At 51.4% G+C, this 11,728-nt stretch carries 11 protein-coding genes and 2 tRNA genes; 6 read left to right on the plus strand and 7 right to left on the minus strand.

Translation table 11 applies throughout. The annotated features are described in order from the left end of the window. The 4 genes from O6944_00995 to O6944_01010 all read left to right on the plus strand — a co-directional run. Positions 1-197 (plus strand): hypothetical protein (locus O6944_00995; GenBank protein MCZ6717726.1); only part of this gene is annotated, 197 nt, incomplete at its 5' end. A gap of 39 nt (positions 198-236) precedes the next feature. Beyond that, positions 237-1,388: a dTDP-4-amino-4,6-dideoxygalactose transaminase gene (gene rffA / locus O6944_01000; protein MCZ6717727.1), complete on the plus strand. Its 1,152-nt coding sequence runs from the start codon at positions 237-239 to the stop codon at positions 1,386-1,388. Between the two features lies 1 nt (position 1,389). Beyond that, a complete protein-coding gene (locus O6944_01005) occupies positions 1,390-2,190 on the plus strand; it encodes an NDP-hexose 2,3-dehydratase family protein (GenBank protein MCZ6717728.1) in 801 nt (266 codons plus the stop codon). Positions 2,191-2,208: 18 nt separating this feature from the next. Continuing rightward, entirely contained in the window at positions 2,209-3,189 is a 981-nt protein-coding gene (locus O6944_01010) for a Gfo/Idh/MocA family oxidoreductase (GenBank protein MCZ6717729.1), read from the plus strand. Here O6944_01010 and O6944_01015 read toward each other — a convergent pair. The 4 genes from O6944_01015 to rfbA all read right to left on the minus strand — a co-directional run bounded on the left by O6944_01015 (position 3,158) and on the right by rfbA (position 7,459). Then, positions 3,158-4,303: a glycosyltransferase family 4 protein gene (locus tag O6944_01015; protein ID MCZ6717730.1), complete on the minus strand. Its 1,146-nt coding sequence runs from the start codon at positions 4,301-4,303 to the stop codon at positions 3,158-3,160. The two genes, O6944_01010 and O6944_01015, sit on opposite strands and share 32 nt — an antisense overlap. A gap of 76 nt (positions 4,304-4,379) precedes the next feature. Then, entirely contained in the window at positions 4,380-5,084 is a 705-nt protein-coding gene (locus O6944_01020) for a class I SAM-dependent methyltransferase (GenBank protein ID MCZ6717731.1), read from the minus strand. Between the two features lie 311 nt (positions 5,085-5,395). Then, positions 5,396-6,502 (minus strand): dTDP-glucose 4,6-dehydratase, encoded by a 1,107-nt coding sequence (rfbB, locus tag O6944_01025; protein ID MCZ6717732.1) that lies wholly within the window; start codon positions 6,500-6,502, stop codon positions 5,396-5,398. A 54-nt stretch (positions 6,503-6,556) separates the two neighbouring features. After that, a complete protein-coding gene (rfbA, locus tag O6944_01030; GenBank protein MCZ6717733.1) occupies positions 6,557-7,459 on the minus strand; it encodes a glucose-1-phosphate thymidylyltransferase RfbA in 903 nt (300 codons plus the stop codon). A 398-nt stretch (positions 7,460-7,857) separates the two neighbouring features. On the opposite strand from rfbA, the gene O6944_01035 reads away from it, so the two are divergent. Both O6944_01035 and O6944_01040 read left to right on the plus strand, forming a co-directional pair. Then, a tRNA-Ala gene (locus O6944_01035) sits at positions 7,858-7,933 on the plus strand. 70 nt (positions 7,934-8,003) lie between these two features. Further along, positions 8,004-8,080 (plus strand) — tRNA-Arg (locus O6944_01040). Between the two features lie 74 nt (positions 8,081-8,154). Here the strand turns inward: O6944_01040 and O6944_01045 are convergent. From O6944_01045 to O6944_01055, 3 genes are read right to left on the minus strand one after another with little or no spacing between them, the layout of a single operon-like run. Then, positions 8,155-9,909, minus strand: a complete 1,755-nt coding sequence (locus O6944_01045) for a sulfatase-like hydrolase/transferase (protein MCZ6717734.1) — start codon at positions 9,907-9,909, stop codon at positions 8,155-8,157. A gap of 33 nt (positions 9,910-9,942) precedes the next feature. Beyond that, entirely contained in the window at positions 9,943-11,334 is a 1,392-nt protein-coding gene (locus O6944_01050) for a class I SAM-dependent methyltransferase (GenBank protein ID MCZ6717735.1), read from the minus strand. Between the two features lie 10 nt (positions 11,335-11,344). After that, positions 11,345-11,626: a hypothetical protein gene (locus tag O6944_01055; GenBank protein MCZ6717736.1), complete on the minus strand. Its 282-nt coding sequence runs from the start codon at positions 11,624-11,626 to the stop codon at positions 11,345-11,347. Positions 11,627-11,728: the final 102 nt, after the last annotated feature.

Below are 11,728 nucleotides of genomic sequence, written 5' to 3' on the forward strand. Positions count from 1 at the left end.
TGGTTCTCCTGCTGATGCAGTTCTCCGTTGACGCGGAGCTCGCTATTAGCGTGGCTATTATTAATCGCCTTGCCAGTATTGTTATTGGCATATTAACTGGAACTATTGGCGGGATGAGGCTGGGCCTTAATCCATTCAACAAGAAATTGTGGCGGCGTATCACCGCGAATGCTGATAGTCCGACTCGGACCGAGTGAAAGCAAACATATCTCCGATTCCCTGAGCATAAGGCTAATATGAGTAGGCAGAAAGAGCGCCCAATCATTTCGTTCAATGAGCCGTACGTGGTCGGTAGCGAACAAAAATATATCCGCCAGGTATTTGAGAATGGTTTCTTTGCTGGGAACGGCCCATTTACTCAAAAGGTACAACAGCTTCTGGAGGAGCGCTTTTCTATTCCCCATGCCTTACTCACACACAGCTGCACTGCGGCATTAGAAATGTCCGCTCTGTTGCTGGACCTTAAGCCCGGTGAGCAGGTCCTATTACCGTCCTATACGTTTGCCAGCACGGCTTCGGCCTTTCTACGCACTGGTGCCGAGTTAGTCTTCTGTGAAATTAGCCCAGAGACCATGAATATTGACCCAGAGGATGTCAGGATGCGTATCACTGGCAAGACCCGGTCTATAGTACCTGTTCACTATGGTGGCATAGCCGCAGACATGCACACTCTGTTGAGTCTAGCCAAAGAACATGGACTGGTGGTGATCGAAGATGCCGCGCAAGCCCTGGGAGCGAAGATAGATGAGGCGTGGCTAGGTGGTATCGCGCCGCTTGGCGCCATATCGTTCCACGAAACCAAGAACATACACTGCGGTTTAGGAGGCGCATTGTTCATCAATGATGCATCCTATTTTGAGCGGGCCGAGGATATCTGGGAGCGTGGTACGAATCGCGCGAAGCTGTTTAAGGGAGTGGTAGACAAGTATTCCTGGGTGGAACTCGGATCAAACTTTTATCCGAGCGAGCTACAGGCAGCATTTCTACTGGCGCAACTTGAATCAATCGACCAAAATCTTAAAGAAAGGCAAAATATCTACCACCGTTACCAGCTGCAGTTGCAACCGCTCGCCGATGAAGGTTTCTTCAAATTGCCGGTGGTGGCGACTACTGCGAGAATCAACTTTCATTCTTTTTATCTCATCTGTAACTCCGTCCAGGACTGTGATGAATTGAGAATATCCCTTTCCAATCACGGCATACAGGCCTACATTGGTTACGTACCGCTACATTCGTCAAGGATGGGAAAGAAACTGGGATATCGGCCGGATGATCTCCCTATAACGGAGGAGTATTCGCAGCGCGTGCTTCGCCTGCCGTTTCACAATGCACTGGCAAACGATGACATAGACAGGGTTACACAATCGATACGCGATTTCTTCACCTAAAATGAAATACAGAAACAACGCGTCTAGCGGAGAGGAATACTCGCAAGGCCTGCGAGGCTATCTCGAATTCATACAAAGCAATATGGCCTGTCAGGAGATGCCGGCACGTAGGCTTGAACATCAATTTGAATGCCTTCGGGACTGGTCGCTTTTTTACAGTGTGGAGGACGTCAGGCAATGGTTTATCAACCAGCGCCGGATATGCACTATGCACATCGAGGAGATACCGCTAAACCAGGCGGAGGGATGGGCCATCGATCCTGAAACCGGAAACATCGCCCATGAAAGCGGCGAGTTCTTCCGTATACATGGCGTGCGCGTCAATCAGGCTGGGCAAAGGGAAGTCTATCGGGGCGGTTGGGATCAGCCGATCCTCACCCAAGTTGGTTTCGACGGCGGTTTTCTGGGATTGTTATGTCAACGTTTCGAAGGCATACCGCATTACTTAGTCGATGCAAAGGCTGAACCGGGCAACCATGAAAAACTTCAATTGAGCCCAACTCTACAAGCAACATTTAGCAACTTGAAAAAAGCCCATAAAGGCAGAAAGCCCCATTTTGCAAGCTATTTTGAGGAACCTGAGAAGCACAATGCTAAGGTCATTTACAGGCAATGGCTATCAGAGGATGGTGGCCGGCTTTACCTAAAGAGAAATATGGGCATGCTTGTCGAAATCTCGGACGATGATATGCTCGAATTGCCTGATAGTTTCATCTGGTTAAGCATGTTCCAGATCAAATCCCTCCTTTTAGAAGATGCATGGATAAATCCTCATATACGCGGAATCATCGCCCACTTGTAATGATCTGAGGTGACTGCCTTGTCAATTAACGTTGCCGCGCTGGGTATTGGTGAACACGCGCGAAGGAACGCATTGCCGGCGCTCGATCAGTGCGCAAGTGTGAATCTAAAGGGCTTGTACAGCCGCAATCATACGATCGTTCAAGAACAAGCAAAGAAGTACAATTGCGCGGTGTACACTGGGCCAGACGACCTGCTTAATGACCCGAAACTTGATGTCGTATATATCGCTACACCCATCGGCTTACACTACGAATGGGGATACAAGGTGTTGCAGGCAGGAAAGCATCTGTGGTGCGAAAAATCGCTTACTGATTCGCCTTCAAGATCACGTGAACTGATTGAACAGGCGAAACAACGCGATTTGTGTGTCTGCGAATGCTTCATGTATGCACATCATCCACTTTTCGAGTCACTGGCGCACATTATGCGGGGAAAGGATCTGGGAAAGATCAGAAGAATTATGGCCCGTTTCGGTTTCCCCCATCTCGATCCTGATAACGTCCGCTACAATAAAGCACTTGGCGGCGGCGCACTTTTGGATGCTGGCTGTTACACGCTGCACGCCGCAAGTCGTCTGACATGTGATAAGCCAGATTTTCTGGCTGCCTGCCTAGGGAGCGAGGCAGGTTATGACGTGGATACGACTGGTTCTGCGCTAATTGTTTTTACGTCGGGGATCCACGCCCTTCTGGAATGGGGTTTCGGACACGCCTATGTTAACGAAATCGAGATCTGGGGGGAACGCGGTCGAGTGCGAGCAGAACACGCGTTTTCCAAGTCTCCTACGATTGCGCCTCGCCTGTTCTATCTTAAGGAAGACGGCACTGAAGAGATCCGCCTAACTCCGCCCTCGAATCATTTTGTCAGCATGTTTGAATATTTTTCTGAGGCCATCTCGAACAAAAAATATAAAAAATCTATATGGAAAGATGCCGAACGGCAATGTAATTTAATGGAAGCAGTCCTCAATAATTCGAGGTCTGTAGTAGTTCCGTGATCACTCGTTTTGCCGTTTCTTCCAAGGCAAAATTGCTGGCAGCTTTCTTCAGCCCATCCTTGTAAGAATCCGGCTGTGATTGTGTGGCCTGTTTAATTGCCGCTGCAAAGGCCTGGGGCGAACTATCCTCACTCACGATTCCCACGCCATAATCATCTACCAGCATCGACAAATCGCCTGCCGGCGCCACGATCACAGGTCGGCTGAGCTGCATCGCATCGGAAAAAACAACCGGAATACTGTCCTTTCGAGAAGGGATCAACACATAATCAGCCCAGGTAAGCAATTCTATGGCGGCTTCCTTGTCCTTATAGCCCTCGATCATCACCGGATGGTGGGATGCATGTAGTGCATTTCCCAGGTCCCTTACCAAAGATTCGAGCCTACCGCCTCCAGCTATGCGTACCGACTCAATTTTTTTCCAGTCAGAATCATCGAGAAGTCTCAAGGCATTTAGCAGAACATCGATACCCTTGTTTGCGTGCCAACGGCCAAGAAATGCCAATCGGTACGGCGGCACAGATGAAACTTGTTCATCGTAGATTCTGTCACCCAGAGACCGCGATGACGGCAGGAAATGGCAGCTCACATTCGATAGACGCTCCACTTCTGCACCGAGCTCAAATCCATCCGCATAACACCGTGAGCTGTTCCTTAAAACGGTTTTGAGCACGCTACGAATCACAGGTACCCCTGCAAATGACCAGATATCGCTCCCGAGAACCCATACGCTGTACGGGACCCCATGCGTCCGAAGCATGCGCCAAGCCCAATAGCCAGGGGGAAGTGCCCATAACGCAAAGATGTGATCAATGGAAGCGTGCTCTACGATATCGGACAGTGCGATCTGTCCCGAGCGCAGCACCTGTAGGATCCTTGGCCAGTGTGTCACATTACCGGGGCGCAGGAGCGACAACGGAAGATTGGGTGCCGTAAAACGCCGTACTGTGTAATGAGAACTATCCTGTAGCTCTTCTTGTAGTCCGGGGGCTAGGACAGTCACCTGGACGTGTTTGGCCAGCTCCTCCGTAAAGTCACGCACGAAGGAACCTGCCGCCTCACTTCCTGGTTTCTCTCCGGGAAATGAGGTCGTAATAACGGCAATATGAGCCATTATTTGCAAACCGCAGCACAGTGAGCACTAATCTTCGACCCAATGTCCCGATCGCTCTCCGATAAGCGAATGCCTATCAAGCTACCGCCTTTTGTACCCGAAGTTCGTCGTCTTTTCTTACTCCGATAGCATGATGCAAGATAGGCGCAGGTAACAGGGGGATCATGCCTATAGAGCGAGATGCATGTAAAACGGCACCATCTAAACTGCAAACCAGTGCCTTCAGCTCTGCCTTGTCGAAATGATAGACCGTCCCACCGGTTGGCGACGTGAATGCGTTGCCTGCAAGTTTCCGCCACCAGGCTAGGGAATCGACAGCGGGCTCAATGCACAGCAGACAGCCTCCCGCATTCAGGCTTGACCAGAGTCGGGTAAGTATTGGCCTGTGTTCCTCCGCATCTAGGTACATGAGAGTGGTGACGATAATTATTACGTCATAATTACTATCTGATTCAAAATTCTGAACCGGGCCTTCAAAGCAGCGGCCTATTTCTTGCTCATAGGCAGTGGCGAACTCTGTACAAAGATCGACGCCTTGAAACACGATGTTAGGGTAACGTCGCTTAATCTCCATAGAGATTCGCCCGTAACCGCACCCGACGTCCAGCAGACTCCTCGTATCCCGCGATATGTTTCGCAAAACGAACCGCACATGGCGGCGATGAATTGACTCATTTAGCCACCCAGGAAAGCGCTTAAACAGGACTGCACGCTTCGTCAAGCCCAAGCGACTCTCACGTTCATCCCACGCCTGCTTGAGTTGATCTATACGTTGCGACATACACTCACGTCTCTTAACCTGATCCCTAAGAAGTCATAGTTCGACCAGAGTTCCTTCGGCCCACTAACCACTGTCCCATCACAGTTTTGACGCTTCAGCAACCTAGTTTTTTGATAGATTCGGACAATCACTAAACATATTCGGTGCGGCAAGTTCTCGATCCAGATCGTGATGGCAGAGATTCCGCAGCTGTCAAACTCGAACGATACTGTTTTGACCTCAGGGCAACCTAGTTCACCTAGGATCCTCGACGGTCAGGGTGTCCGGGGAGTCTAGTCTCGGGACCTGGCAAAGCTCTGCCGCACGTAAAATCAGCCAGGGGCGTATTGTCGCTTGATCCACTGCCGATAACTGCCATCCATAACGTCACGCCACCAGGCCTCATTCTCAAGGTACCAGTATAGCGTTCTGCGAATGCCAGTCTCGAATCCTTCAGTGGGATCGTATCCGAGTTGAGCCGTGATCTTTGCGGTATCGATAGCATAGCGCCGGTCATGGCCAGGTCGATCTTTGACAAAGGTGATCAGACTTTCACTTGGCTTTCCCTGTGCTCCGGGGCAAAGGGGGAAACGATCTTTAAGTCCGCTATCGAGGCTGAAAGTATCATCGATCACCTGGCAGAGTAGTCTTACAATGTCTATGTTGGCCCATTCATTGTTGCCCCCGATATTATAAGTCTCCCCTGGCTTACCGTCGCTTAACACCAGATCGATACCGCGGCAGTGATCATCTACATAAAGCCAATCGCGGATATTGAGCCCGTCACCATATACGGGCAACGGCTTGCCATCCAACGCGTTCACGATCATGAGAGGGATTAGTTTTTCCGGAAACTGGTAGGGCCCATAGTTGTTAGAACAGTTAGAGATCGTCACCGGCAATCCATAAGTGTCACTATACGCGCGAACCAGATGATCGGAGGCCGCTTTACTCGCAGCATAGGGGGAATGCGGTGTGTAAGAGGTTGTCTCGCTGAACGCAGGCTCGTCGGGTTCGAGGGAGCCGTAGACCTCGTCTGTAGAGACATGATGAAAACGGTACTTCTCCAAATCTACGTGCCGGTCGAGCCAAGCTTTCCGTGCAGCTTTCAATAGATTATGAGTGCCATTAATGTTGGTTTCGATAAAAGGGTCAGGTCCGGATATAGAGCGGTCGACATGCGATTCGGCGGCCAAATGGACAATTGTAGTGATATCTTCCTCGGCCAACAGACTATCTATGGGTTTCGAATCGCATATGTCACCGTGTACGAAGCGGAGATTCTTCTCGCCCCTCACCGGCTCAAGGTTCGCCAAATTTCCTGCGTAAGTGAGCGCATCCAATATTACGATACGGTCCTCTGGATGGTGCTTCAGCCAATAATGAACGAAGCCCGCACCGATGAAGCCGGCGCCACCAGTAACTAATAATTTACGCATTCTTTCGGGAAATGACCTCGAAGCAGAACGGATGGCAGTGCCCCACGAACCCTTTCACGTGAACCTAGGCTCCCGTATCATTCGTAGCAGGTATTGCCCATAACTATTCTGTCTTAAAGGCTCAGCAAGACATTCGACCTGCGCCGCATCGATATAACCCATGCGGTAGGCGATCTCCTCCGGGCAGGCGATTTTTAAGCCCTGGCGTCGTTCGATAATTTCTATAAATTGACTCGCCTGCAATAAAGTTTCATGCGTGCCGGTATCCAGCCAAGCCGTGCCACGGCCGAGAAGCTCGACGTGTAGAGCCCCCCTATCCAGATACTGTTTGTTGACATCGGTTATTTCTAGCTCACCCCGCGCCGAAGGCTTTAGTTCACCAGCTATATCTACCACTTGATTGTCGTAGAAGTATAGCCCGGGAATAGCATAGTTGGATCGGGGTTTAACTGGCTTTTCCTCCAGCCCGATCACATTATAGTTAGCGTCGAACTCGACGATGCCATAGCCACTTGGATCTTCCACGCGATAGCCGAAAATGGTCGCCCCGCTCGGTTGCGCCGATACGCGCTTCAGTAGACTACCCAGGTCATTTCCATAAAAAAGGTTATCTCCCAATACCAACGTCGAGGGATGGTCGCCAATAAAGTCACGGCCGATCAAGAACGCCTGCGCCAGGCCCTCTGGCCTAGGCTGCTCGGCATACACAAACGACAATCCCCAGTTAGCACCATCACTTAAGAGCTGTCTATAACGCGGCAGGTCCTCGGGCGTAGATACCAACAAGATATCACGCACCCCCGCCAGCATGAGTATGCTAAGTGGATAGTAGATCATGGGTTTATCGTAAACTGGCAGGAGTTGTTTGCTCACCGATTGAGTAATCGGATAGAGTCGCGTGCCAGCACCGCCGGCTAGAATAATACCCTTTCTTTCGGGGGGAGAGGCTATAGTCATGTGTCAAAAAATGTATTCGGCCGCTCAACGCTAGCCGCTCTATCTATAGAGTATAGTCAGAGTCATCGAATCGGTGGGCATCGAGCAGCTGATATTCATACGGCGACTGAAGGCGGTTTAGGTTTCCCCGACGCTGCCGATGCCGAGGTGCATTGCTCGGATTGCACATCGTTTTGTCTCCCCTGCCCCGTGGCCTCAACATGCCTCAACAGCAACTTTCTCACAAGAAGTCAGGGCGACTCTCGTAGACACCAGAGCGGCGGGTAAGACTCAAGTATCATTGCTTCCGCAGTATAGCAAAAATGTTCTAAAATACGATTGCGGTCAACAAGGAGAAGTCGCCCGTTACTTCGCCAGAGTCGACTCGTTTTCGCGGGCGTTGCATATTATGTGGTCATGGGGCGGTAGCTCAGCTGGGAGAGCGTCGCGTTCGCAATGCGAAGGTCGGGAGTTCGATCCTCCTCCGCTCCACCATTAACTTCGATGATAGTCCGTGCGCTTGCAAGCGGTATCTATCGCTGATTTCCGCTACAATAATTCGAATGCCCCGGTAGCTCAGTCGGATAGAGCAGCCGCCTCCTAAGCGGCAGGTCGGACGTTCGAATCGTCTCCGGGGCGCCAATAACGTTGCGCAAGATTAGTCTAGTCCGTAGGCCAGCTCGCCCTACGAAAGCCGAGGCCGCAAGCGCGACCGCCTATCTTTTGTTCACAACCCCATTCGGGAGGAACTGATCGCCGTGTCGCCAAGTCGCAGTGTCGAAGACGCTACCGCTGACAATGAACTCCTGGATGGGATTCAAGTACTCTATTGTCCACTCATTGCGACTGTACTCGTAGGTGTAAGTCCTTCTTTCCCTAGCTTCGTCAGGCCGCAAATCAAAAACTGAAGCGCCGTGGAATTCCTCGTTCAACCCGAGAACGGAAGCGATAGTGGCCGGCGTGTCAATAATCGAGCTCGGTGCCAGGGACATCTGCAGAGCGCCGCTGGCACCCGGTGGCTTGATCGCCATCAGCGGCAGCGCCTGCGCCACATCCCTGATGGTCATCACGATGGGCTTTCCGTCCCCTACTAGTCCTGCGGGCTGTACCCAGGCACCGTGATCGGCCTGGAGAATGATCATGGCATCATCGTAAATACCGAACTCTTTCATCTTTTCTAGCAAGCCGACTACTTCGATTAGACTACATTTAGCCTGGATTTTGACCGTCGCTCGCACGGTCGGCAGTACGCGCCCGACATATTCGCAGTTCTCATTCGCCACCATAGGTTCGTGGCTCAACATCAAGTGGAATAGCTTGTAAACCGGAGTCGATCTGTTTGCCGACATGTTGTCTTTCATCTGACGTAGGAAGGCATTATGCGAGAAAAACTGCAGCTGCATGTATTTCGAATCGCTCAAAAGAGACTGGATTAGCCAGAGCTGATCGTTATACACATACCTCTTCAGGAAATGAGGGACAAGCCGAAACAATACGAGATCGAGAAGCTTAGCGGAATCATCGCGCTCGTACTCGGGCGCAGTCACATGAGAATTTACCGGTATGTTGTAAGCGTTGGTGTAACTGCCTTTAGCGTACATACCGACCAAGAGCGCTGGGCCAGCAAGATCTATCTCGTAACCAGCATTGTGCGCAGCATTCAAGATCGTCTTACCACTGATAGTCTCGTCGATAAATCTATCCGTGGGCATATGATTTCGGTAAATCCTCCCACTCAAGAGAGCGGGAACCGTCATATGTGTATACGGAAACACACCCAGGTTTTCTCTAAAGAAGACAAAACCTTTCAACGCAGATCTGAAGTGCGCTCCATCCTCACGATCGCTAACGATTTCCTCGAATACGTCGGACTGAAATCCGTCGGCGATGATGTGCACCACGTTCTTATGGGAGGAGAACCGCTGCATTTCCATTAGCGCGTCGGCAGAGAACTTCTTGTCGGCTTTTTCCGCCAATGCGGGGCGATTCTGAATACCCACAACTAGAGCAAAGATTAGCTGCAGAGAAAAAGTTGCAACCGCCAGATAAACAATCGGCTTCCCGATACGGTGCTGAAAAACAATGCCGATCAGGATCACGCCAAACCAGATTCCCAGATCTATCCACCCGCGCCATGAATCCTGTGCCCAATCGATACTCCGGCCATTCATTAACCCGTATTCCCACACGAGTATGTTACCCTGGACCCAAAGCAGTAGACTGATTACAGCGAGCAGGATTAGGTAGCGGCGGAAAACTGAGGTGCTCATGACCGCGCCGACCAACCCAAACGCGGCGATGAGGAATATGGCGGGGCGAAGGTAAAAGCTCAGGATCGTTGTGAACGAGACCGTGAACTCATCGAAGTTGCCAACATACAAAGTGAAGGGGGCAAACAAAAAGACATGGGACGCCAGGATGGCGCCTAGGCCCATTGCCTTGACTGTTTGCAATTGGCGACCACCGATCATTCTCGATACCTCAGATTGCGTGAACTCACCACATCAGCGCCGTTTGAACCAATATAACCGGCGCTCGGCTGCAGACACGGTAACGGACTTAAAGATTGTCGCCTTTGCTTCCAGGGCACTGACAAACGATTGTTCGTTGTAGTCATCGAATATATCTTCTCGTAGTTGTAACAATGTCTGCACCATGGGGTCGGACTTTTGTACGAATTCGATGATTCCGGTGGGCGCCATACTCACGAGCCAATCCACCACGCCGCCCAATGGGGCATTCTTTCCGATCGCAAGATGATGAACAACCGCGAGCGCCAACACACCATCGGCATCAGCACGTTGCATAAGACCCATGCGTTCGGTTTGTCCCCAACCCTGGCCAGGGGGCGGGTTAGCGGCATCGAGAAACAATGGCAGAAAGTTTAAACGCTCAGTCTTGGCGCGAGCGAATGCAGTATCCAAAGCCCCTTGATCGAAATCGAACCCCACCACATACTCAGCCCCGGCTTCCAGGGCGGCCTTGGAGTAGTCCCCTGTATTGCAACCGATGTCCCATAGCATCCTGGGCTTTGTCACGGTTGCGAACTCTGAAATGAATCGCCTTTTTGCCCGCGCTTCGTCGGACGCGTAGCTGTTGTCCTGGGCGTAATCCGCCCACACAGTTTTTCCTGTATCCGTTGGCTCGAGTTTTGCAATCCATTTACGTAACCCGCGCAGCATCTGTTGAAAAGCAATCAGTGGCAGCTTTTTTTCTTTGACCCGTTTCGCATTGTCTTTGCTAGTCGATTTTTTCTGAAAGCTCGCCTGTAGCACCACGTGCGTCAACACATTCCACGAGAACTTGCTTGTCCAGGGTAGGATTCGACTGAGATCTTGCGCGGTTATTCCCTCTAGCGTGCCGCGATACCAAGAATTGTGTGGGATCCCAAGCAATGCTCTAAGCAGCAACGGGTTGACGAACTGCTCACAGAATTGGCGATGTCCAATCCAAAACTCACCTTCTCGATAGCGTCGAAAGGACAGGTTGTCGATGAACACAGGGTCAACTCCGCGGAATTGTATGTTGTACGCGGTCGCATCGGAGAGAGTTACTCCGTGGTCTAAGGCTTCGAGATGGATGTCTAACTGTAGTAAGGCAGCGGCTTTAAGAGCGGCGAAGGGCCATTCGTACGGGTAGGAAACAAATGGCAACATCGGATGCTCCAGTACATAATGGGCACCCCGGGCGCATTGTCCGAGCACACGGGGATCTACTTTTTTTTCGGCGACGACGCGACTGTCGTCAATGAGGCGCTCTAGAAAACCCGTGGATCTGACAAATTCGAAGTCTTCCACCGCACTGGGCATAACGGTGCGAAACACACAGCCATCGACCACGTAGACCCTTCCGCTGCGGTCCCGAAACGAACCGGCATCGGTGCGCGCGGGATCCATATGATGATTCCTAGTTCTCGGGGTCTTGCTCGGGGTTCGAATCTGCTAACTTCTTGGAAGAAAACACGGAAGAAAAGAAGTTTTTGACGCGCGCCCAATATAGTCCGGCCGCCGCCATAGCGGCGGCAATGCCCGCTAACAGTCCCTGTAGGATGATGCTGCCGGTGCCGGGGTCGAGGTAGGCATGCGCGGGTGACGTATACAACACGGTCAGACCTGCGACGGCCATTAGCCCGCGGGCACGCATAGTAGGTCCAGGCCCGATTCCTGGAGAATTGTCTGCTTTTGCCATACTGATCTCCACTCGCCGCTAGTCGCGGTGCTAGAAACACCTAGTCCAATAAATCATAGACTCTCATCAGCCAGCTGTTCAAGGTTCGACGTGATGTGAGCA

It is taken from the genome of Gammaproteobacteria bacterium (assembly GCA_027296625.1).
Classification (GTDB): domain Bacteria; phylum Pseudomonadota; class Gammaproteobacteria; order JAKEHO01; family JAKEHO01; genus JAKEHO01.